This window comes from Xanthobacter versatilis, from assembly GCF_043193975.1.
Lineage (GTDB): Bacteria > Pseudomonadota > Alphaproteobacteria > Rhizobiales > Xanthobacteraceae > Xanthobacter > Xanthobacter autotrophicus_E.
The window spans coordinates 29,749-51,831 of the sequence record NZ_JBAFVB010000009.1 but is presented as its reverse complement, the minus strand read 5'-3'; the positions used below and the strand labels follow the sequence as shown (position 1 = coordinate 51,831).

Genomic DNA, 22,083 nt, shown 5'->3' with positions numbered 1-22,083 from the left:
ATCCCCAGAGGAAGGCAACCTCGCGCGGCGCTCGGTGCGCCGTCAAGATGGGGGCGGGAAGAGGCCCCTCACCCCTCGTCCTGGGCCTCGCCGTCCTCTTCCTCTTCCGGGCGGCCGGGGATGGCGTAGGAGCCGGAGAGCCAGCGGTGCAGGTCCACGTCGGCGCAGCGCTTGGAGCAGAAGGGGTGGAAGCGCTCCGCCGAGGGTTTGGAGCAGATGGGGCACGGCTTGGACACATATCTGGAGGCGGACGGCGTGCCGGCGGCCGCGTCGGGTGCGCGCGTGTCCGCCGAGGCCACGTCGATTGCGGCCTTGGGCGAGGCGGTTTTGGGCGCGCTCGCCTTCGTGGTCGTCTTCGGGGCAGGTGTCTTTGATGCGGGAGTCTTTGAGGCGGCGGTCTTCGGCGCCGGGGCCTTTTTGGGAGCGGCCGTTTTCGGGGCGGCCGCCTTGGCGTCGCCGCTGGTCCCTACAGCGCTCTTCACCGCCCCACTTTTGGCCTTCCCTGCCCCGGCCTTCGCGGCCTTGGGCTTGTCGCCGCCGTCCTTGTCCGCGCTCATGCGGCGCGCTCCACCCAGCCGGCGCGCACGTCATAGCCCTGGCCGGACAACAGACCGATGGTTTCCGACAGGGGTAGGCCCACCACATTGCTGTAGGAGCCCACCAGCTTCACCACGAACGACCCGGCGATGCCCTGGATGGCGTAGCCGCCGGCCTTGCCCCGCCATTCGCCGCAGGCGAGGTAATCGGTGATCTCGTCCCGCGACAGGCGCTTGAAGCGCACCCGGCTTTCCACCAGCCGGGTGTGGGCGCGGCCCTTCAGGTCCACCAGGCACACCCCGGTATAGACCCGGTGGGTGCGGCCCGAGAGCAGCCGCAGGCAGGCCTCCGCCTCGTCCTCGAGGTCAGGCTTCGGCAGGATGCGCCGGCCCACCGCCACCACCGTGTCGGCGGAGAGAACGAGCGCGTTCATCTCGGCGTCCTTGGCGCGCTGGGCCACCAGCTTGCCCTTGGCTTCCGACAGGCGCTGGGCGAGGCGGCGCGGCAGCTCGCCGCGCTCGGGGGTCTCGTCCACGTCGGCGGGCATGAGCAGGTCCGGCTCGATCCCCGCCTGATTGAGCAGCGCCAGCCGGCGGGGCGAGCCTGAAGCAAGCACGAGCTTCACCTGATCGGTCACGGAACACACCTTTCGAGCCAGCCAGAGCCGGATCCGCCGGGGTCTTGATCGCCCCGACGGCTGATCCGCCTCGAAACCAAGGAGGGAGCGCGGACGGCGCCTCACGCTCATCTACCGGAAAGGGGCTGCCGTGTGAACGGGCGAGGCGTCACGCGACGCACCCGGCTCGGCCGTTCCGGACAAGATCAACTCGGTGTGACCACGCCGCCCGCCTGTAACCCCGAGCCGCCCCCCGGCGAAATCCCGGTGTCGGCCCCCTCAGGGCCGCCCCCGGCGCTCCCCAGCGCCGGGCCTGCCGTGCCGGCGCAGGTGCGCCGCACGAAAATCTTCGGGACGTGGAGCTGAAGACACATGTTCACCCGTCGTGCCACCCTCGCCTTGTCGCTTGCCGCCGCCCTCGTCGCCGGCGCGTCCGCCATGGCCTTCGCCGAGCCCGAGCACACCACCTACACCCCCGCCGCCTTCCAGGCCGCCCAGCATGCGGGCAAGCCCATCCTGGTGGAGATCCACGCTTCGTGGTGCCCGGTCTGCGCCGCGCAGGCCCCCATCCTGTCGGAACTGCTGAGCCAGCCCCAGTTCAAGGAGATGGTGGTGTTCCGCGTGGACTTCGACAGCCAGAAGGACGCGGTGAAGAACTTCAAGGCGCGCGACCAGAGCACCCTGATCACCTTCAAGGGCACCACCGAGACCGGGCGCTCCGTGGGCGACACCCACAAGGGCTCCATCGAGGCCCTGCTCTCCCACGCCATCTGAGGCGATCATGGCCCTCGAAAGCCTCGCCTTCGGCAGCTTCGCCCTCGCCTTCATGGCGGGGGTCCTCTCCGTGCTCTCGCCCTGCGTGGTGCCGCTCCTGCCCATCGTGCTCGGGGCGGCGGCGGCCGAGCATCGCCTGGCGCCGGTGGCGCTGGCGGCGGGGGTGGCCATCTCCTTCGTCACCATCGGGCTGTTCGTGGCCACCATCGGCTATGCCATCGGCCTGGAGGGCGATGTGTTCCGCATCCTCGCCGCGCTGACGATGGTGGGCATCGGCACCGTGCTGGCGGTGCCGCAGCTCCAGACCCGCCTCGCTGCCGCCGGCGGGCCGGTGAGCGACCTTGCCGCCCGCCGGCTCGACGGCTTCTCCCGCACCGGCATCGGTGGTCAGTTCGCCGTGGGCCTGCTGCTCGGGGCGGTGTGGAGCCCCTGCGTCGGTCCCACCCTGGGGGCCGCCTCCGTGCTGGCGGCACAGGGGCAGAGCCTGCCGCAGGTGGCGGGGGTGATGGCCTTGTTCGGCCTCGGCGCCGGCCTGCCCCTGGCGCTGCTGGGCACCTTGTTCCGCCCGGCGCTGGCGCGCTGGCGCGGCCGCCTGCTGGGCGCCGGCAAAGGGGCGAAGGCGGTGCTGGGGCTGGTTCTGGTGCTGGTGGGCATGCTGATCCTCACCGGGACCGACAAGCGACTGGAATCGGCGCTGGTGGCCGCCTCCCCGGCCTGGCTCACCACCCTCACCACGCGGTTTTAGACGCTCAGGCGCCGCGCGGGGCTCGACACGCTCAGGCGCCGCGCGGGCTTGACACGCTCAGACGCCGCGCGGGCTTGGCCCCTGCGCAAAGCACACGGGCGTGGCCATCCTATTGTCTTTCCGAGCTGCGGTGCGTGCGTCGTCCAGTGACGCACCGTGGAACCGGCTCCGGGGCGCCATCGCCCTTCTCGTGCCCTGGAGCCGGCCCTCTTCGCCTCGGGTACGCATCTTGCTTCGCCGGGCGCGAACGGGGCCCGCGGCATGAAAACCTTCCTCGACTGGTCGGCTTACGACACATATGGCATCGGCGACGCCTATTCCGGCATTCCCGCCACCGGCGGGAACTACGCGAAAGCGGTGGCCGTGTGCATGCACAGCCGCGATTGTCGCAATACCGGCAAGGGCGTCATGTGCCCGAGCTACCGCATTACCGGCGACAAGGACCATTCCACGGAAGCCCGCGTCGCCGCCTTCAAGGCGGCGCTGAACGACGGCACCGACGCCAACGCCTTCGCCGATCCCCGGCTCGACGCGGCCATGGACCTGTGCGTGTCCTGCAAGGCCTGCAAGAAGGAATGCCCCAGCGCCGTGGACATGACGCTGATCAAGACCGAGTACCTCGCCCAGCGCCACGAGATCAAAGGCGTGCCCCGGCGCACCCGGCTGTTCGGCGGGGTGCCGGAATGGACCGGCCGCCACCGCCGCCTGCTGCGCCTCGCCATCATGCTGCGCAACCGCTCGCGGCTTCTGACCAAGGCCGCAGAAAAGCTGCTGGGCATCAGCGCCCGCCGCGCCATCCCCGAGCCGGCGCCCCGCCCCTATGCGGAGCCGTCTGCCGTGCCAACGCCGGCACACGCCCCGGCCCCGCGCGGCGAGGTGATCCTGTTCGTGGACACCTTCTGCCACCATTTCGAGCCGGAGGTGGCGGAGGCCGCCCACGCGGTGCTGACCCACGCCGGCTATAGCGTGCGCATTGCCCAGCCCGATCCCGCCGATGCCGAGCCCGACCGGCCCCTGTGCTGCGGCCGCACGTACCTGACCACCGGCATGGTGGAGAAGGCACGTGGCGAGGGACAGCGCGTGCTCGCGGCCTTCCGCAAGGAGATCGCGGCGCAGACCCCCATCATCGGGCTGGAGCCCTCGTGCCTGCTCTCCCTGCGCGACGAGCTTTACAGCCTCGGCCTCGGGCCGGAGGTGGGGGCGCTGGGCAAGCAATTGTTCCTGCTGGAGGAGTTCCTCGCCCGCGAGCACCAGAACAAGGGGCTGCGGATGCGGTTGAAGCCTCTGCCCGGCCCGAAGGCGGTGCTGCACGGCCACTGCCACCAGAAGGCGTTCGGGGTGATGAAGGCGACGCGCAAGGTGCTCGGCTTCATCCCCGGCTTCTCCTACGACATCGTGGAGACCAGCTGCTGCGGCATGGCCGGCAGCTTCGGGCTGGAGGCCGAGCATTACGACGCCTCCATGCAGATGGCGGAACTCGCCCTTTTGCCCGCCATGCGCGCGGCGCCGCAGGACGCCCCGCTCATCGCCAACGGCTTTTCCTGCCGCCACCAGATCGAGCACGGCTCCGGCCGCAAGGCCCGCCACATCGCCCTGCTCTTGCGCGACGCGCTGGATCTAACGCCCGCCTGAGCCGTCCCTGGGTTCCGTCTCCTGCCTGATGGCGTCGGCGAGGAAGTCCACGAAGGCGCGGATGCGGGCGGCAAGGTGGGCGTGGCCCACATAGACCGCGTGGATGGGCTCGATGTCGCCGGCGTTGAACTCCTCCAGCACGCTCACCAGCGTTCCGGCGGCGAGATCGCCCCGCACGTGATAGCGGCCGAGGCGCGCCAGCCCCGCCCCGTCGAGGGCCAGCCGGCGCAGCACCACGCCGCTATTGCCCAGCGCCGTGCCGGAAACCGCCTGGGTGAAGGCCTTGCCGCTCTCTGGATCGCGGAACGGCCAGTCCTCCGGCGAGCGGCGGAAGTTGAAGCACAGGCACAGGTGCCGGGCGAGGTCTTCGGGATGCTGCGGCACGCCGTGGCGCTCCAGATAGGTGGGCGATGCCACGATGACCCGGCCGATCTCGAACAGCTTCCGCGCCTTCAGGGTCGAATCCCTCAGCCGCCCGGTGCGGATGGCGATGTCGGTGCGCTCGTCCACCAGATCGATGACGGCGTCGCTCAGGGAGATGTCCAGCTCCACCTGCGGATAGAGTTCGAGAAACCGCGGCACGCGGGGCAGCACGCACATCTCGCCGAACGCCACCGAGGCGCTGATGCGCAGCCGCCCGCGCGGCACGGCACCGGCGCCGGTGGCGATCAGGCGCTCGGTGTCGTCGATCTCGGCGAGGATGCGTCGCGCCCGCTCCAGATAGAGCGCGCCCTCGGCGGTGAGCTGCAATTGCCGGGTGGAGCGCACGAACAGGGGCGTGCCCAGCCGATCCTCCAGCCGCGTCACCAGCTTGCTCACGGCGGACGGCGACAGGCCGAGCTTGCGGCCGGCGGCCGAAAAGCCCTGCGTTTCCGCCGCCGCCACGAACACCACCATCTCGCCCGCGCGATTGTCCAAGGGGCCCGCCTCGCCTGCAGCTGTGAACCAAATTCAAAGTCGCTTTTACATAATAGGCGGTTCAGTAAAAGCGCAAGGGCGCTCATGTTGCAGTGCAAGCGGTGCCGGCTCCGGCGCCGGTTTCCATTGTGCCGCCGCCGGCTCCTGGAGCGCGATCCGATCGGATCGCGCTCTAACTCTAAGAAAGAGACCGCGTTATCCGATGAGATCGTCATGCGATCTCTTCGGCGCGGGCTCTAAGGACATCGCCATGCCCCTTGCGCTCTATGCCCTCACCATCGCCGCCTATGCCATCGGCACCACGGAATTCGTCATCGTCGGGCTGTTGCCGACAGTGGCCGCCGACCTCGGCATCACCCTGCCCATCGCCGGGCTGATCGTCAGCGTCTATGCGCTGGGCGTCACCTTCGGCGCGCCGGTGCTCACCGCGCTCACCGGCGGCATGGCGCGCAAGCCGCTGCTGCTCGGCCTGATGGCCCTGTTCATTGCCGGCAACACCGCGGCCGCGCTCAGCCCCAGCTATGAATGGCTGCTGGTGGCGCGGGTGCTCTCTGCCTTCGCCCACGGCGTGTTCTTCTCGGTGGGCGCCACCATCGCCGCCGATCTGGTGCCGGAGAACCGCCGCGCCTCGGCCATCGCCCTCATGTTCATGGGGCTGACGGTGGCCATCGTCACCGGCGTGCCGCTCGGCACCTTCATCGGCCAGAGCTTCGGCTGGCGCGCCACCTTCTGGGGCGTGGCGCTGCTGGGCATCATCGCCTTTGCCGCCATCGCCCTGCTGCTGCCGTCCAACATCCGCAAGGCGCCCGCCGCCTCCCTGCTCGATCAGGTGCGGGTGCTGGGCTCCGGCCGGCTGCTGCTGGTGTTCGGCATGACCGCGCTGGGCTATGGCGGCACCTTCGTGGCCTTCACCTATCTGGCCGCTATCCTTGAGACCGTCACCGGCTTTGCCGCCTCCCAGGTCAGCCTCATCCTCATCCTCTACGGCCTTGCCATCGCGGTGGGGAACCTCTCCGGCGGGCGCATCGCCGACCGCGATCCGGTGAAGGCGCTGACCATCCTGTTCACGCTTCAGGCGCTGGTGCTGGTGGCCTTCTTCTTCACCGCGCCATCTCCGGTGCTTACGCTGGTGACGCTCGCGGCGCTCGGCTTCCTGTCGTTCGCCAATGTGCCGGGGCTGCAGATCTATGTGGTGGAGCTGGCGAAGCGCTATCGTCCGGGGGCGGTGGATACCGCGTCCGCCCTCAACATCGCGGCGTTCAACCTGGGCATTGCGCTCGGGGCCTGGATCGGCGGGCTGGTGGTGGCCTCGCCGATGGGCCTCGGCGCCACGCCGGTGGTGGGCGCCCTCATGGTGGCCGGCGCGCTGGGGCTGACGGTTTGGAGCGCCGCATTGGACAACCGCGCCCGCGCTGTCGCCTGCCCGGTCTGAACAAAGGAGACAGCATGCATAATGTGATCGCCAATGGCGCTGAAATCCCCGCCCTCGGCTTCGGCACCTTCCGCGTCTCGGCGGCTGATACCCTGCGCATGGTGCCCGCCGCCCTGAAGCTCGGCTTCCGCCACATCGACACCGCGCAGATCTACGGCAACGAGGCCGAGGTGGGCGAAGGCATTGCGTCGTCCGACGTGAAGCGGGGCGACATCTTCCTCACCACCAAGGTGTGGGTGACCAACTATGCCCACGACGCCTTCCTCGCCTCGGTGGACGAGAGCCTGAAGAAGCTGAAGACGGACTATGTGGACCTGCTGCTGCTGCACTGGCCCAATCCGGCGGTGCCCCTGGCCGAGCAGATCGGCGCGCTCAATGCGGTGCGAGCCGCCGGCAAGGTGCGCCACATGGGCGTGTCCAACTTCAACACCGCGCTGATGGCGGAGGCGATCGCCCTGTCCGACGGGCCGCTGGTGACCAACCAGATCGAGTTCCACCCCTATATCGACCAGTCGAAGGTGATCGCGGCCGCCCGCGCCGCCGGGCTCTCCCTCACCGCCTATTACGCCATGGCGGACGGCAAGGTGTTCGCCGATCCGGTGTTGAAGGACATCGCCGCCGCCCACAAGCGCACGGTGGCGCAGGTGGTGCTGCGCTGGGTGGTGCAGCAGGAGGGCTTCGTCGCCCTCTCCAAGACCGTGAGCGAGGCCCGCGCCGCCGAGAATGCCGCCATCTTCGACTTCGCGCTCACCGAGGCGGAGATGGCCGCCATCTGCGCCCTCGCCCACCCGGACGGGCGCATCGTCAGCCCCGAGGGGCTGGCGCCTGTATGGGACTGAGCGGCGGAAGAACTTTGGAGGCGACTTTGAGGCGTCGTACCAATCGTGTCGGCAAGAGCTACGTCATGCCCGGCCTCGTGCCGGGCATCCACGCCGACCCGCCTGGAACCACTCAGGAAAGCTGATCCCGGCCGCCCGGTGTGGATGGCCGGGACAAGCCCGGCCATGACGGCGGCAAGGCTCCAGTGTGTCTCAAAACAATATTCTGAGCCAAGCCCTGTCGCCGACCCGGCCTCGCATTCACCCTGCTGGCAGGCGGCGGGATGCGCAATGGCGCTTTATCGGCGCTCGTCTGCCGGCTATCAAGGATGCGGACACGGAACGTCCGGCCGGAATCCGCGAGCCGCCCATGAACGCCATCACCTCGCTCAAGTCCTTCCTCCTCGATCGCGTGGAGCTGCTGGGCGCGCCCTTCTATGCCCACGCGGACCGGCTCGCCGTGCCCCACGACGACCCCCACGACGCCCTGGCCGCCGAGGCGCCGGAGGATCACGACCCGGCGGACGGGCAGGCCTTCGCCATCGATTATGTGGACCATGCGGGCAATGCCAGCCATCGCCGCATCTCGGTCTGGGCGGTGCAGCGCAATGTGGAGGGCGTGCCCATCCTCATCGCCAAGTGCCATGAGCGGCAGGCCGCCCGCGCCTTCCGCGTGGATCGCATCACCGCCGTCACTGACCTCGACGGGGCCAAGCGCGAGCCGCTGGTGCGCTTCTTCTACGAGACCTTCGGCTTCCTCTGGCCCAAGGACGCCATCCTGGCGCCGGCCGAGGAAGACGCCGACCTGCGCTGGGACCGCATCCGCGCCATCATCCGCAAGGCCGGGGTGACGCTTCTGGCGGCGCTGGCTCGCGCCGACCGGGACGTGGGGGCCGCAGAGGTGGAGGAGATCGTGTTCTTCTGCGAGCGCGCCTGCGCGGCGGAGGACCTCGACCTCACCGGCGCCGAGCGTGAGCGCCTCGCCGCCTATGTGGCCCGCCTGCGCCCTACCGCCGAGGCGGTGGATTTCGCCCTCGACACCCTGTTTCAGAGCGGCACCGAGGCCATCGCCACCCTGCTGCGCGCCGGCATGCGCGTCATCAGCGCCGACGGGGTGCTGAAGGAGCAGGAAGCCGAGCTGCTCGACGCCTTCTGCTTCGCCCTCACCGGCCGCCACGTGCGCTGAGAGGCTTTGCGCTGAGGGCGGCTGGAGGCAATAGATTGCCATTTCTCCAGTCGTCATGGCCGGGCTTGTCCCGGCCATCCACGCGGTGCGGCCGGGAACAGCCTTGAGCGGGCCGCATCAGCGGCTCTGCGTGGATACCCGCCACAAGGCCGGGCATGACGCGGTTGCAGCCTTGAAGCCAGAAGCCCGCGCGGGGCGCCTGGGAGAAAAGATGGCATCGGTCAAAGACAGAGGCCGTCACCCCCCAACAAGCTGAAGCGTGTGGTGGCACCAAACGGCCGTGCTGGCGTTGTCTCCCAAAGACCTGTTCCGGAGACGGCTGATGCGAAGCGGTTCACGCGCCCCTCTTATCCTCACGGCCGCGCTGGCACTTGCGCTCGGCGCGAGCTTTGCCTTCGACCTTGCCCTGACCACCCCCGCCGCCGCCCAGCAGGCGGCTGACCCTGTGCCGCCGCGCCCGGCCGGTCCCGGCCAGGCGGCCCCGCTGCCTCCGCCCGTGCCGGTTCCCGCCGTGCCGGCGGCCCCGGCCGCGGCGAGCGAACAGGCGGTGAAGGAGGCGGAGGCCGAGGCGCCGGAGGACGCGGAGCGGGCGGTGGCCTGCAAGGCGCACGCGCTGGAGCGGCTGAAGGCGCGCTCGCCCTCTATCTCCGACATCTTCATCGACATGGACGGCCTCACCATCGCCAAGGCCGACGTGTCGGTAGGCAGCACGCGCGTGACCGGGGTGCTGATGGGCGAGGCCTATATCCAGCGCGACCGTTCCGACAAGGCCCACCGCTTCCTCTGCCTCGTGGGCGAGGACGACAAGGTGCTGATGACCTTCCTCACCGAGCGGTAGAGCACGCGCCGCTCGCGCACTGCCAACACGCCCGCGCCCTCTTCACGCCGTCATGCCCCGGCTTGACCGGGGCATCCACGCCGAGCCGCAGGCGCAGTGCCGGGGTCCGCAGGTCCGGCCCGGCCGCACCATGGATCCCCGGTCGGGCCGGGGGATGACGGCGGAAAGGGGTCGGGGCCACCGCCGCCGGGTAAAGGGACGGCAAGCGCCGGCGCGGACGCCGGCGCTGCCCGTTCAGACCCCGGCCTGGGAGACGAACTTCGGGTTGAGATACGCCTCGATGGCCTCCGAGCCGCCTTCCGAGCCGTAGCCGGAATCGCGCACGCCGCCGAACGGCACTTCCGGCAGGGCAAGGCCCAGGTGGTTGATGGTCATCATGCCCGCCTGCACCTGGTGCGCCACCGCCTGCGCGGTCTTGGCCGAGCTGGTGTAGGCGTAAGAGGCAAGGCCATAAGGCAGCCGGTTGGCCTCGGTGATGGCCTCGTCGAAATCGGCGAAGGGCAACAGCATGGCGAGGGGGCCGAACGGCTCCTCGTTCATCATGCGCATCTCGCGGGTGACGCCGGTGACCACGGTGGGCTCGAAGAAATAGCCCTTGTTGCCGATGCGCGAGCCGCCGGTCTTCACCTCCGCGCCCTTCTGCCGGGCGTCGGCGATGAGCGCCTCCATGGCCGGGATGCGGCGGTCGTTGGCGAGCGGGCCCATGGTGGTGCCCTCGTCCAGCCCGTTGCCCACCTTCACCGCCTTGGCGACGGTGACGAAGGTGTCCACGAACTGCTCATAGACGTTCTCCTGCACCAGGAAGCGCGTGGGCGACACGCAGACCTGGCCGGCATTGCGGAACTTGGCCGTGGCGATCTGCTTGGCTGCCGCCTGCACGTCCGCATCGTTGAACACGATGACCGGGGAGTGGCCGCCCAGTTCCATGGTCACGCGCTTCATGTGCGCGCCGGCCAGCGCCGCCAGCTTCTTGCCCACCGGGGTGGAGCCGGTGAAGGTGATCTTGCGGATGACCGGGTGCGGGATGAGATATTCGCTCACTTCCGCCGGCACGCCATAGACCAGGGCGATGACGCCCTTGGGCACACCCGCATCCACAAAGGCGCGGATCAGCTCGGCCGGGGAGGCCGGGGTCTCTTCCGGCGCCTTCACGATGATGGAGCAGCCCGCCGCCAGAGCGCCGCACAGCTTGCGCACCACCTGGTTGATGGGGAAGTTCCACGGCGTGAACGCCGCCACCGGACCTACCGGCTCCTTGATGACCAGCTGGTACACGCCGGGCGCGCGCGCGGGGATGACCCGGCCATAGGCGCGGCGCGCCTCTTCCGCGAACCAGTCGATGACATCGGCGGCAGCCAGCGTCTCCATCCGCGCCTCGGGCAGGGGCTTGCCCTGCTCCAGGGTCATCAGGCGGGCGATGGAATTGGCGCGCTCGCGCAGGATATCGGCCGCCTTGCGCATGAGCTTGGAGCGCTCGAAGGCGGAGGTGCGGCTCCAGGTGGCAAAGCCGCGCTCGGTGGCAGCGAGCGCCTCGTCGAGGTCGGAGATGGAGCAATGGGCAACCGTGCCGATCTCTTCCTCGGTGGCCGGATTGATGACGGGAATGCGCTTGCCGCCATCGGCGTCGCGCCAGACGCCGTCAATGTGCAGCTGAACGTCGGGATAGGTGACGTCGGAACTCATGGGGAGCCTCCTCAAGACCTGTAGGAAGTGCGGCACGGCGCGGCCATGGCAGCCGGCCGCGCGATTTGTAACGATTTAGCTCGAAGCTTCCGGAGCCATTTCCGCTCGCCCAGGCTCACGGCAATGGCCCCAGAGGCTTGTGTTGACGCGTTTTCTTCACGCGAACCGGTATCCACTTCGCTCGAAAACGCTTTAAGGCGACGCCCGGCTTGGCTCCAACGGTCCGCGCACGGATGCGCCGAATACCGGTCGGCAAGGCAAGGAAGGCATCTGGGGGAACATCCGGTTGAACGGTTCAGGTGGGGCGCGGGACGCCGCCGGCGAAACCGACGAGCGTACGCTCGCTAACCATCCTAGAGCGCGATCCCGTCGGACGGAAGCGCTTCCGCCAGCGCCCCATGCCTCAATCGCCCGGTCGTGATGGGCGCCGGTAGCGCCATGCGCGGCGCGGTTGCGCGCCATCGCGATACCCGCCCGGTCCCGCGCCTTCCGCTGGAGCACCTGCGGGCGCAAGGCCCGGCGCGGGTGATCGGTGCCGCTCTTTTTCCGCACTGCGGGAAACCTTGGAGGCTTTCCACACGTTCTTTCCACAGAACCTTAATTTTTCGTTTCAACGGCCGGCCTTGGCGGGGACACCCCCACGGCCGCAGGAGAGAGCCATGCGCATCGCCCAGGTCGCCCCGCTGATCGAAAGCGTACCACCCCGCCGCTATGGCGGCACCGAGCGGATCGTCTCCTATCTCACCGAGGAGCTGGTGCGCGCGGGCCACGAGGTGACCTTGTTCGCCAGCGGCGATTCACTCACCTCCGCTGCGCTGGAAGCCATGTGCGACACCGGCCTGCGCCTCACTACGGGCCCGGTGGACCCGGTGCTCTACCACCTGCTCATGCTGGAGGAGGTGCGCAAGCGCGCGGAGGATTTCGACGTGATCCACGCGCATGTGGACCTGCTGCACTATCCGGTGCTGCGCGCGCATCGGGGCCAGTGCCTCACCACCCTGCACGGCCGGCTCGACCTGCCCGCTGCCCATCGACTCTATTCGAATTTCGCCGACTATCCGCTGATCTCCATCTCTGATCACCAGCGCACCCCCATGCCGCCGGTGAACTGGGCAGCCACCATCCATCACGGCCTGCCCAAGGACCTCCTGCCCTTCAACCCGAAGGGCGGTGACTATCTCGCCTTCCTCGGCCGCATCTCGCCGGAGAAACGGCCGGACCGGGCCATCGCCATCGCCGCGCGCGCCGGCATGCCACTGAAGATCGCCGCCAAGGTGGACCGCGCCGACCAGGCCTATTGGGAGGACATGATCCGTCCCATGGTGGAGGCCAATCCCAACGTGGAGTTCATCGGCGAGATCGACGAGCGCCAGAAGGCGACATTCCTCGGCAACGCCGCGGCCCTGCTGTTCCCCATCGACTGGCCGGAACCGTTCGGGCTGGTGATGATCGAGGCCATGAGCTGCGGCACGCCGGTCATCGCCTTTTCCCGCGGCTCGGTGCCCGAGGTGCTGGAAGACGGCGTCACCGGCTATCTCGTGGACAGCGTGGAGGAGGCGGTGGAGCAGGTGGGCGACCTTTCCCGCCTCGACCGCGCAACCATCCGGCGCACTTTCGAGCGCCGCTTCTCGGCGGAGCGCATGGCGAAGGATTATGAGGCCGTCTACCAGCGTTTGGCCGCCACCCGGGAGACCGCCCCAGCGCTCCTGCGCGCACCCAAGCCCGAGCTGCGCCTTGTCGGGACCGATGCCGTCCATGACGCCATTCGCTGACGTTGCGGCGGCGGTGGCCGCGCCCGAAGATCGCGAGCCGAACTATGTCATCGCCGCCAGCGCCTCGCAGATCGAAACCACGCCGCGCACCCTGAAGCACGACGACACCTTCGCCGTGTTCGACGCCCATGGCGATGCCGTGCCGGGGCTGGCCAGCAACCATGGCCTGTTCCATCGCGACACCCGCCACCTCTCGCACTTCTTCCTCACCATCGAGGGGGTGCGCCCGCTGCTGCTCAGTTCCACGGTGCGCGAGGACAACGCCACCCTCACCTGCGACCTTACCAATCCCGACCTGCCCGGCCGGGACGGCGGCGAGGCGCTGCTGCACGACCTCATCCACATCCGCCGCTCGCGCTTCCTCTTCCGCTCCGGCTGCCACGAATGCGTGTCGTTGCACAATTTCGACGTGGTGCCGCGACGGGTGGACATCGCCTTTTCCTTCGATGCCGATTTCACCGACCTGTTCGAGGTGCGCGGCGCCAGGCGCAGCCGGCGCGGCGTGCGCCACGCCCCGCTGCTGGCCCGCGACGGCGTGCGTCTGTCCTACACCGGCCTCGACGGCACGGTGCGGCGCACCGGCCTCCACTTCGAGCCGGCCCCCCGCGAGCTGGACGGGTCGCAGGTCCGCTACAGCATCGACCTTGCCCCCGGCGCCACCCAGGTGATCTACATCGAGATCCGCTGCGACGGGGCCGAGCCCCATGGCGGCGCCAAACTCACCTTCCGCCGGGCCCTGCGCGCGTCCCGCGCGACGCTCAGGGCGCGGGTGGCGCGAGCGGCGGAGGTCACCTCCTCCAACCAGCATTTCAACGACGCCATGAAGCGCGCCGTCAGCGACCTCGCCATCCTCATCACCGACCCCCCCGAGGGCGCCTATCCCTATGCGGGGGTGCCGTGGTTCAGCACCGTGTTCGGGCGCGACGCGCTGATCACCGCCTTCGAGACCTTGTGGATGGACCCGGCGATTGCCCGTGGCGTGCTGCTCCACCTCGCCGCCAACCAGGCCGACACGGTCGACCCCGCGGCCGACGCCGAGCCCGGCAAGATCCTCCATGAGGTGCGGTTCGGGGAGATGGCGGAACTCGGCGAGGTGCCGTTCCGCCGCTATTACGGCAGCGTGGATTCCACGCCCTTGTTCGTCATGCTCGCCGGCGCCTATGTGGAGCGCACCGGAGATCTCGACACCGCGCGCCTGCTTTGGCCGGCGGTGGTGGCGGCGCTGGGGTGGATCACCGACTATGGCGACCGCGACGGCGACGGCTTCGTGGAATATGGCCGCAGGAGCGGCGACGGGCTGGTGAACCAGGGCTGGAAGGACAGCCACGATTCGGTCTTCCACGCCGACGGCCGGCTGGCGCGCGGCCCCATCGCGCTGGTGGAGGTGCAGGCCTATGTGTTCGGCGCCTGGCAGGCGGCGGCCTCCATCGCCCGCCGCCTCGGGCAGGCGCCCGACGCCATGGTGTTCGAGCGCAAGGCTGAGCTTCTGCGCGATGCCTTCGACGCCGCCTTTTTCGATGTGGGGCTCGGCACTTACGTGCTTGCGCTCGACGGCGAGAAGCGGCCGTGCCGGGTCAGGAGCTCCAATGCCGGGCACGCGCTGTTCACCGGCATCGCCCTGCCCGGGCGGACGGCGGCGGTGGCCGCCCAGCTCATGGGCGGCGCGTCCTTTTCCGGCTGGGGGGTGCGCACCATCGCCGCCGGCGAGGCGCGCTATAATCCCATGAGCTATCACAACGGCTCGGTGTGGCCCCACGACAATGCGGTGATCGCCATGGGCCTTGCCCGTGCCGGCTTCCGCCGGGAGGCCGCGCGCATCTTCGAGGGCCTGCTGCGGGCCTCCATCTCGTTCGACCTGCGCCGGCTGCCGGAACTGTTCTGCGGCTTTGCGCGCCAGCGCAGCCAGGGGCCGGTGTCCTATCCCGTCGCCTGTGCACCGCAGGCCTGGGCGGCGGCCGCCCCGCTGGCGCTGCTTCAGGCGACACTGGGGCTGGGGTTTGACATCGACGCCTGCCGCGTCACCTTCGCCCGGCCGGAACTGCCGGAATTCCTCGACGATCTGGTGCTGCGCCGCCTCTCGCTGGACGGCGAGATGCTGGACGTGCGCATCCAGCGCGCCGGAGGGTCGCCGGCCCTGTCGGTGCTGGACCGGCGCGGCGATATCGCGCTGTGGGTGGAAGCGTGAGGGAACGTGGGAGCAGGTGAGGCGAGCCGCCGGCCGTGTTGGCCCCCCTCCGGCGGAGTGCGGCCGGAGGCTGATGGGGCCTTGGGTGGTCGCAGATGATCCACTTGCCGACGCCGACCGGGACCCGTGAGCCTCGGCCGGCATCCGTTCAGCAACCGGACATCTGTGCACATTTTGCCAACAACCTGCAGGTTGTGGCGGCCTATTACCCGTGACTCTGCAATAAGGCCATGTCCAAAGCCAATAATCGGGCGCGAGATGACGCCATTGAACGCGCAAGTACGGTTCAAAGCTACCGCCATATAGAATGCATTTCTCTATCATCTCAGGCGACATCAGCCTGAGAGACGCGTTTTGCTGAGGCCGGGCCTTCACAATCTGCCGTATTCATGGGAAGCATCGGCGCCGAAAGTCGTTTGCCTTTCGGCGCAAGGCCCTTCCCTTGGAGGCGAGAATGACAGGCGAAATGGTGAGCTTCAGCAGGATGCGAGGCGGCCACCGCCGTCATCTTCTGGCATTTTGCGCGCTCGTCGCGGTGTCCGCCGCGGGGTGCCTGCCCTCCCGGGCCCAGGCGCCGGATCGTGTCGACATCGGCGATTTCGACGCCAGCAAGCTCCCCCGCCTTCCCGGCGCCAAGGACGTTTTCGCCAGCCCGTTCACGACGATCTTCGTCTCGCCCCAGGCGATCGGCCCGACGGCTGACGCGGTGGAAAAGGCGCTGGTCGCTCTCGGCTGGCAAAAATATGCCGCCCCCAACACCGCGTCTGCCGAAAATCCGACAATGAGGACACTGACGCTGAAAAAAGGACGGCAGGCCCTCAACGTCTTCATCACGGTCGCCCCGGCCCAGAACAACGCCATCAGCGTGCAGTATTCCGCCGTGCCGCTGAAGGTGGACCTGCCGTTCACCGCCGATGCCGCCGATATCGAATATTCGCCCGACCGGCCATCCCTGAGCCTGGTCAGTGGCGAGCCGGTGGAAAAGCTTCTCGACTTCTACCGCCAGGAACTCGCCAGCCGCGGCTGGGTCCTGTGGTCGGCAAAGGCCAATGGCAAGCAGGCGCCGGGAGGTCCTTCGGGAACGCTCCATGAGAGGGGCGGCTTCGCTTACTTCGTCAGCGACCAGGAGCCGAAGGCGACCCTGGCGCTGGTGCTGCAAAAGACCGATGCCGGAAAGGTCAGGGTCGAGATCAAGCCCCAGCCGATCAGCGTTCTTGCGAACGAGCGCCAAGTCTATCTGGGTCGCGACAATGTCGCGCCGCTGGTCGCCGTGTCCGATCTGCCGCGCCTCCCCGGCGCGCGCGACACCGGGAAGTCGACTGCCGAGCGTGTGTCCTATTCGGTTCCCGGCAATGTTCCCGCCACCACCGCGGCGATCAAGGCGCTGCTGGCCGCTCAGAGCTGGACCTTCTATCTGGTTCCGCTTGATGACCGGCATTCGACCTGGCTGACCTTCATCAAGGGACAGCAGGGCCTTTCGGTTCGTTTCACCATTTCGCCCGGCCGGAACGAGGAAAACACGGACCAGACCACAGTCGAATACATCGCCGATCGGCTGCAATTCGCTCCGCCGGTTGCGGAGGACGCCGCCGAGGTGATGTTCGACGAGCATCGGCCCTATCTCAGCCTGATCTCGGGCGGCACACCGCAGAGCCTGCGCGAATTCTATGCCCGCACGCTTGCCGCCAGCGACTGGGAGCCGCTCCCGGAAGCGGACATCGCCACCAAATGGCCGAATGCGAAGCTCGATCCCAAGCCCGCCAATGGCGACATCGCCTATTTCATGCGCGGCAATGTCCGGCCGCTCATGCTCGTCCTGCGGACCACCGGCCAGGGCAGGACGCAGGTCGAGCTGAAAGCGCCCGCCTTCGCCGAGCTACAGTCGCTCGAAGCTGATAATGACATTTTCGGCCTGCCGGTGCCCAAGCCGCGCAAGAACGCGGGTGGCACCAATGGCGGGACCGGGCGGGAAATCCACGCCCAGGTCATGGCGAGCCTTGAGGCGGTGTTGTCGTTCTACCGGGGTGCCCTTTCCGCGCGCGGGTGGAAAGAAGATGCGCGCGCCATGGTCGGGCCGGAGGACGCGGAGGTGAATTTCACCTTTCCCGAGGGCACGGCGTCTTTAAAGCTCGCCCGCCAGTACGGGCTGACGACTGTCAGCCTCATTGAGAAGATCACCAAGCCCAAGCCCCAGAGCGTGGCCGGCTCCGCCTCGGTCAACGACATGCTGCAGCAGGCCCAGCAGATGATGCGCGACGCCGAGGCGCAAGCCGGGGTCCCCATCCAGCCGCCGGCCGCCGCGCGCGGGGCCGACGACGCCGTCCAGCCCCTGCAGCCGCTTGCCGGCGGCAATGCCCCCATTCCGCTCCCCGAGACGGCGCAGGATATCGATTTCGACGGAGAGGACGGCACCCTCCAGTTCGCGAGCGCCTCCAGCGTCAAGTCGATCGCCGAGTTTTTCCGGTCGGCCCTGCAGCGGTCCGGATGGCGCGCGAAGCCGAGCGTGATCAACAACGCCAACATGGCGCAGCTTCAATTCGCCAAGGGGAACAAGGATCTCTCCATCACAGTGATGAAGATGGGCCCCAGCACCAATGTGAATGCGCGCGGCTCGGGCCTGCAGGTGGCGGCCGCGAAGCCCGACGCGCCTGCTGCAGGAAACCGAAGCGCGGGCAGCGCGCCGGCGCCGGCACCGTCGGCGGACGATCTCATCGTCGAGGAAAGCGCGGGGCTGCCCGTTCCCAAGCGCCACACCATGTCAGAAGGAACGCAGACACCGTTCCGGCGCGAGCTCAACGCCAATGTACCGCTCGATCTCTCCGTGGTGCTTGAATTCTATCGCCGTGAGCTCGGTACTCGAAACTGGAAAGAGGACGCCAAAAGCGTGGTGGTTGCAGCCGACCGTGCGACGGTTCGCTTCGCCTCCCCGGACGGGCCGGCCGTGTTGAAGCTCAGCCGAAAGGGCAATGAGACGACCGTCAACCTCGCTGTGAAAAATCCCGAGGCGGCCCGCAAAGCGGGCATCCTGCCGCCGGCCGGAAAGGCCCACGTGATGTTCGGCAATATCATGCCCGAGGACGCCTCGCTCACCTTCAATAACCGCACGATCAAGGTCGCGGCCAACGCCGGAACCAAGGGTCCCGATGGGCCGGCCCTGGATCTCGCCCCCGGAAAATACAAATATTCGATCAAAACAGGGGGAAAGATCGATGCTGACGAGGTGGAGATACGCTCCGACGAGACCTGGGGACTGATGATCGGACCGGGTGGTGTGCTGGCGTTGCAGGCCTATTGAACCGGGAGCCCTGGTTTCATCCGGGCAACTTCAATGGTGATGCAGGCGGCGAGGGTGCCGGAGCTGTGTCCGGGGATCGCGTGATGTGAATGCGCCCTCGTAGGATCCTGGAACTTCGAAACTGAAAAGCAGACCACTTACAAATTCAGTTCGAATGTTTTCGAGACCGCCGAAGGATCTTCAAGAGATCCTTCGGCAGCCCGATGGCTGGATCCTAGGGTCGGGACCCATAGATCGGTTGGCTTAGCCAGTGCGGTGTGATTCACGGCTTCCGGGAGGAAGCCGGAATGAATCCGGATCGTTTCTGGCTCACGGATGCGCAATTCACACGGATCGCGCCGCATCTGCCGACGGACACGCGTGGCAAGCCGCGTGTTGACGATCGCCGGGCGACCAGCGGCATCGTCACCATGTTTTCAAGTCCGGCGGGCACTGGATCGACGCGCCGCCCGACTACGGGCCATGCAAGACGCTCTACAACCGTTATTTCCGCTGGGCTGCCAAGGGCGTTTGGGGCGATCTCTTCCATGCTCTGGCGGGCGCCGGCGTCCCTCCAGCCCGGGTGCTTATCGATAGCTCCGCCGTGAAGGCTCAACCGCTCGGCCTCGGGCGGAAAAGGGGGAGCGCAACCAAGCCATCGGCCGCTCGCGCGGCGGGCGCACGACCAAGATCCACGCGCTGACTGATCGCGACTGCCGGCGCATCGCCTTCCTGCTCACTGGAGGCCAAGCCGCGGATTGCACGGCGGGGGCGGTCCTGCTGAGGCAGATGCCGGCCGCCCGCATCCTCCATGGTGACAAGGGCTAAGACAGCAACGCCATCCGCAGGCAGGTCGAGGAGAACGGCACGATGCCCAACATTCCGCCCAAGCCAACCGGCGCTGGAAGAACTGTTTCTCGCCCGCGCTCTACCGCGACCGAAACGCCATCGAGCGCATGTTCTGGCGCCTCAAGGACTTTCGCCGCGTCGCCACCCGATACGACCGCAACGCCGTCAACGTCCTCGCAGCCGTCTGCATCGCGGCCACGCTCAGCTGCTGGTCATGAGTCTCGCCCCTAAGGCGCTCGATTTCGCCGGTCTCAGCGGACACCCCCCCGCTCAGGCTTCGCCCGGTCCCGCAAAGAAGCTCGATCGGTCACTCTCGCGCCGGGCGGCAAGGCCGGGGGAGGCGCTCACTGCCATGGACAGCTCGCGCGCCGCTTCCATCAGCAGCGACCCGAGCTCCAGCATACGCGCCTCGGTGAGACGCACATTAGGCCCTGCGATCACCACCGTTCCGGTCACTTCGCCGGTGGCGATGCTGCGCACTGGGGCGGCGCAGGCATTCATCCACGGCGTATAGGTCTGCACGGTCACGGCAAAGCCCCGCTTGCGGGCGACGCGCAGATATTTCAACAGCGCGGTCCGGGTTTCCGGCGCCCGCGGACCGAAGTCGCGGCGCGCGCCATAGCCCTGTGTCTCCACCAGAGCGATCGCCTCCTCTTCCGGCAGGCACGATAGCCAGGCGTGCCCAGAGGCCGAACAGGACAGGCGACCCACCTGCCCCATGTCCGGGTCATAGCGCAGCCCGAAGGGCGAGCCCTGGGATTTCGCCACCCAGATCAGCTCACGGCCATCGATCATCGCGAGGCGCACCAGCTCCCCGGATTGGTGAGCGAGGCGGTCGAGAATGGGCTGGGCGAAGTCGGTGATGCCGCTGGCGGCAAGGAAAGTGAAGGCCAGGGAGGTCAGCTTGGCCGTGAGCAGATAGGCCCCGAGCTGACGCTCCTGGCGCACGTAGCCGTGCTCCACAAGGCTGTTGAGGATGCGGTGAGTGGCGCTGCGCGGAATGCGGAGATGGTCGGCCACCTCGTAGAGCGGCAGGCCGTGGGCATGGACCGCCAGCAACTCCAGCACCGCAAGGGTCCGTTCCAGAAGGCCACTCGGGCTGGCCTCGGCGTCGCTCTCGACTGGGGTTTGCGGGAGTTTCTTGTCCATGGCTTCGTCACGCTGTCCATTCCGCACGGTGACCTGCCGGCCGCCTTTGATGGGATCCGCACCCACTTCAGAGGGCAGCGACGTCTTGGCAGAAGGGGCCATTGCACCGGGCATTGCTGCCTCCACTGATAGGTCTGGCGCTGATCGACTGCAACCGGCGCACTTGCGCCTTCCGCGCGCAGCGGCCGGGCACCGGCAGACGGCATAGCCTTTCACGGGACCGGGACTGCGGTCAATAAAACTGGAATCCAGTTCCAAAATTAAAATTGGAATCCGATTCCAATCATGCTACCGAATGAGCCGTCCGACGAACGCTCCATCGCGAGCATTCGGGCCACCACCAAAAAATCCGCAAAGCGGGCATTCCGGGAAAACCGTGTCCAGGGAGGACAGGATGGGCGACGAAACGAGTCCGCGCTCCGGCGCATTCGCCATCAATCGACGCAACCTGCTGCTCGGCGCGACCGCCGGCGCCATCGCCATGCCGTGGGTCAGCCGCGCCCATGCAGCCGAGCCGATCCGCATTGGCATGCTCTACGGCAAGACCGGCCCCATCGTCGGCCAGTCCGAGCATCTCGCCCAGGGCAGCTTCCTTGCGCTGGAACAACGCGGCGGCACCCTGCTCGGGCGGCCGACGGAGATTGTCTGGCTGGATGAACCCAATCCACAGGGCGCCCAGCAGAATGCCGAGCGCCTGGTCGGCGAGCACAAGGTGGCCGGCCTTGTCGGCGGGGCGCTCTCGTCCCACGCCTTCGCCATCTCGGCGGTGGCCAAGAAGGCAAAGGTGCCCTTCATCGCGACCAATGCCGCGGCCGACGCCCTGACCGGTGCGTCCTGCAATCGCTACACTTTCCGCACCCAGGCCCCGGTGGAGGTGCAGGCCCGGGTGCTGGCCCCCCAGGCCGCCGCCATCGGCAAGAAATGGTACCTGCTGACGGCCGCCTATGCCTTCGGCCAGGACGTCAAGCGCTTCTTCGGCCAGTACGCCAAGGAAAACGGCGGCACCATCGTGGGCGCTGATGACGTGCCCGTGGGCACGCAGGACTTCTCCTCCTTCATTCTGAAGATTCGCGCCGCCAAGCCCGACGTCGTCATCGGCGGCATCGCCGGCAGCGACCTCATGGGCTTCCTGAAGCAATGGAACGAACTGGGCATGCGTGGTCGCATCCCGTTCGCGGAAATTGCGGTAGGCAACACCGACCTGTGGGGCGTGGGACCCGAGGCCGCCGACGGTCTCTACACGAGCACCTGGTACTACAAGAACCCCGCCAATCCGCCAAATGAACAGGCCATGACGGCGGCATACGAGAAGAAATACAATCGCCCTCCAGCCGACAAGGCCTGGATGGGATGGTTCGGCACCAACATCCTTCTCGATTCCATCGAGGCCGCCGGCTCCACGGACCCGACGGCGGTCGTCAACGCAATCGAGCGCTGGCAGACCAAGCGTGGCGGGACGCGCGAGATCTCCTTCCGGCCCTTCGACCACCAGTTGACGAGCACCGTGGTCGTGCTCGGCGTGAAGCCGAAGATTACCGACAAGTGGGACTTCTTCGACGTCAAGGCGGAGGTGCCGAAGACCGAGGCCGAGGCGAACGCCCTCTACGGCCCCGAGAGCGCCTCGGCCTGCAAGATGGAAAGCATCTGAGCATCCGCTGCTTCGCGGCGCGCGGAG

The 22,083-nt window shown here is 68.0% G+C and carries 16 protein-coding genes and 1 pseudogene; 12 read left to right on the top strand and 5 right to left on the bottom strand.

The annotated features are described in order from the left end of the window. Positions 1-68: 68 nt before the first annotated feature. Together yacG and V5F66_RS16810 are read right to left on the bottom strand one after the other, a co-directional pair. Positions 69-236 (bottom strand): DNA gyrase inhibitor YacG, encoded by a 168-nt coding sequence (yacG, locus tag V5F66_RS16815; RefSeq protein WP_041576975.1) that lies wholly within the window; start codon positions 234-236, stop codon positions 69-71. A gap of 317 nt (positions 237-553) precedes the next feature. Next, positions 554-1,174, bottom strand: coding sequence for a Maf-like protein (locus V5F66_RS16810; RefSeq protein ID WP_393999222.1), 621 nt, complete (start codon positions 1,172-1,174; stop codon positions 554-556). A gap of 351 nt (positions 1,175-1,525) precedes the next feature. On the opposite strand from V5F66_RS16810, the gene V5F66_RS16805 reads away from it, so the two are divergent. The 3 genes from V5F66_RS16805 (at position 1,526) to V5F66_RS16795 (ending at position 4,304) form a co-directional block, all read left to right on the top strand. Further along, complete coding sequence (locus V5F66_RS16805; RefSeq protein WP_394094308.1) at positions 1,526-1,927, top strand: thioredoxin family protein; 402 nt, start codon at positions 1,526-1,528, stop codon at positions 1,925-1,927. Between the two features lie 7 nt (positions 1,928-1,934). Then, positions 1,935-2,672: a cytochrome c biogenesis CcdA family protein gene (locus V5F66_RS16800; protein ID WP_394094307.1), complete on the top strand. Its 738-nt coding sequence runs from the start codon at positions 1,935-1,937 to the stop codon at positions 2,670-2,672. 261 nt (positions 2,673-2,933) lie between these two features. Then, entirely contained in the window at positions 2,934-4,304 is a 1,371-nt protein-coding gene (locus V5F66_RS16795; RefSeq protein ID WP_394032650.1) for a (Fe-S)-binding protein, read from the top strand. Here the strand turns inward: V5F66_RS16795 and V5F66_RS16790 are convergent. Next, positions 4,290-5,222, bottom strand: coding sequence for a LysR family transcriptional regulator (locus tag V5F66_RS16790; protein WP_394094306.1), 933 nt, complete (start codon positions 5,220-5,222; stop codon positions 4,290-4,292). The genes V5F66_RS16795 and V5F66_RS16790 overlap by 15 nt on opposite strands. A 250-nt stretch (positions 5,223-5,472) precedes the next feature. Here V5F66_RS16790 and V5F66_RS16785 point away from each other — a divergent pair, with 250 nt between their 5' ends. From V5F66_RS16785 to V5F66_RS16770, 4 genes are all read left to right on the top strand, one after another. Further along, the gene (locus V5F66_RS16785; protein ID WP_394094305.1) at positions 5,473-6,654 is read left to right on the top strand and encodes an MFS transporter; all 1,182 of its coding nucleotides are present in this window, start codon (positions 5,473-5,475) and stop codon (positions 6,652-6,654) included. 14 nt (positions 6,655-6,668) lie between these two features. Next, the gene (locus V5F66_RS16780) at positions 6,669-7,493 is read left to right on the top strand and encodes an aldo/keto reductase (protein ID WP_394094304.1); all 825 of its coding nucleotides are present in this window, start codon (positions 6,669-6,671) and stop codon (positions 7,491-7,493) included. A gap of 349 nt (positions 7,494-7,842) precedes the next feature. After that, positions 7,843-8,658 carry a tellurite resistance TerB family protein gene (locus V5F66_RS16775; protein WP_393999228.1) on the top strand — a complete coding sequence of 272 codons (816 nt, stop codon included), beginning with the start codon at positions 7,843-7,845 and terminating at the stop codon, positions 8,656-8,658. 322 nt (positions 8,659-8,980) lie between these two features. Next, complete coding sequence (locus V5F66_RS16770) at positions 8,981-9,496, top strand: hypothetical protein (protein ID WP_393999229.1); 516 nt, start codon at positions 8,981-8,983, stop codon at positions 9,494-9,496. Positions 9,497-9,730: 234 nt separating this feature from the next. Here the strand turns inward: V5F66_RS16770 and V5F66_RS16765 are convergent, their stop codons facing one another. Further along, positions 9,731-11,179, bottom strand: coding sequence for an NAD-dependent succinate-semialdehyde dehydrogenase (locus V5F66_RS16765; protein WP_394094303.1), 1,449 nt, complete (start codon positions 11,177-11,179; stop codon positions 9,731-9,733). 659 nt (positions 11,180-11,838) lie between these two features. On the opposite strand from V5F66_RS16765, the gene V5F66_RS16760 reads away from it, so the two are divergent. The 4 genes and pseudogenes from V5F66_RS16760 to V5F66_RS16745 all read left to right on the top strand — a co-directional run bounded on the left by V5F66_RS16760 (position 11,839) and on the right by V5F66_RS16745 (position 19,477). After that, a complete protein-coding gene (locus V5F66_RS16760) occupies positions 11,839-12,951 on the top strand; it encodes a glycosyltransferase family 4 protein (protein ID WP_394094302.1) in 1,113 nt (370 codons plus the stop codon). Continuing rightward, positions 12,935-15,136 (top strand): amylo-alpha-1,6-glucosidase, encoded by a 2,202-nt coding sequence (locus V5F66_RS16755; protein ID WP_394094301.1) that lies wholly within the window; start codon positions 12,935-12,937, stop codon positions 15,134-15,136. The genes V5F66_RS16760 and V5F66_RS16755 overlap by 17 nt, the downstream gene beginning before the upstream one ends. Before the next feature lie 454 nt (positions 15,137-15,590). Next, positions 15,591-18,431 carry a hypothetical protein gene (locus tag V5F66_RS16750; RefSeq protein WP_394094300.1) on the top strand — a complete coding sequence of 947 codons (2,841 nt, stop codon included), beginning with the start codon at positions 15,591-15,593 and terminating at the stop codon, positions 18,429-18,431. A 287-nt stretch (positions 18,432-18,718) separates the two neighbouring features. Next, positions 18,719-19,477: pseudogene (locus tag V5F66_RS16745) on the top strand (IS5 family transposase). Positions 19,478-19,529: 52 nt separating this feature from the next. On the opposite strand, the gene V5F66_RS16740 reads toward V5F66_RS16745, so the two are convergent. After that, a complete protein-coding gene (locus V5F66_RS16740; protein ID WP_393999234.1) occupies positions 19,530-20,408 on the bottom strand; it encodes an IclR family transcriptional regulator in 879 nt (292 codons plus the stop codon). A 394-nt stretch (positions 20,409-20,802) separates the two neighbouring features. On the opposite strand from V5F66_RS16740, the gene V5F66_RS16735 reads away from it, so the two are divergent. Beyond that, entirely contained in the window at positions 20,803-22,056 is a 1,254-nt protein-coding gene (locus V5F66_RS16735) for an ABC transporter substrate-binding protein (RefSeq protein ID WP_394094299.1), read from the top strand. Positions 22,057-22,083: the final 27 nt, after the last annotated feature.

Bases quoted from the DNA above. Each gene is read 5' to 3' on its own strand.
- V5F66_RS16805 (WP_394094308.1), top strand. From the start codon at position 1,526: ATGTTCACCCGTCGTGCCACCCTCGCCTTGTCGCTTGCCGCCGCCCTC.
- V5F66_RS16800 (WP_394094307.1), top strand. From the start codon at position 1,935: ATGGCCCTCGAAAGCCTCGCCTTCGGCAGCTTCGCCCTCGCCTTCATG.
- V5F66_RS16795 (WP_394032650.1), top strand. From the start codon at position 2,934: ATGAAAACCTTCCTCGACTGGTCGGCTTACGACACATATGGCATCGGC.
- V5F66_RS16785 (WP_394094305.1), top strand. From the start codon at position 5,473: ATGCCCCTTGCGCTCTATGCCCTCACCATCGCCGCCTATGCCATCGGC.
- V5F66_RS16780 (WP_394094304.1), top strand. From the start codon at position 6,669: ATGCATAATGTGATCGCCAATGGCGCTGAAATCCCCGCCCTCGGCTTC.
- V5F66_RS16775 (WP_393999228.1), top strand. From the start codon at position 7,843: ATGAACGCCATCACCTCGCTCAAGTCCTTCCTCCTCGATCGCGTGGAG.
- V5F66_RS16770 (WP_393999229.1), top strand. From the start codon at position 8,981: ATGCGAAGCGGTTCACGCGCCCCTCTTATCCTCACGGCCGCGCTGGCA.
- V5F66_RS16765 (WP_394094303.1), bottom strand. From the start codon at position 11,179: ATGAGTTCCGACGTCACCTATCCCGACGTTCAGCTGCACATTGACGGC.
- V5F66_RS16760 (WP_394094302.1), top strand. From the start codon at position 11,839: ATGCGCATCGCCCAGGTCGCCCCGCTGATCGAAAGCGTACCACCCCGC.
- V5F66_RS16755 (WP_394094301.1), top strand. From the start codon at position 12,935: ATGACGCCATTCGCTGACGTTGCGGCGGCGGTGGCCGCGCCCGAAGAT.
- V5F66_RS16750 (WP_394094300.1), top strand. From the start codon at position 15,591: ATGACAGGCGAAATGGTGAGCTTCAGCAGGATGCGAGGCGGCCACCGC.
- V5F66_RS16740 (WP_393999234.1), bottom strand. From the start codon at position 20,408: ATGGACAAGAAACTCCCGCAAACCCCAGTCGAGAGCGACGCCGAGGCC.
- V5F66_RS16735 (WP_394094299.1), top strand. From the start codon at position 20,803: ATGGGCGACGAAACGAGTCCGCGCTCCGGCGCATTCGCCATCAATCGA.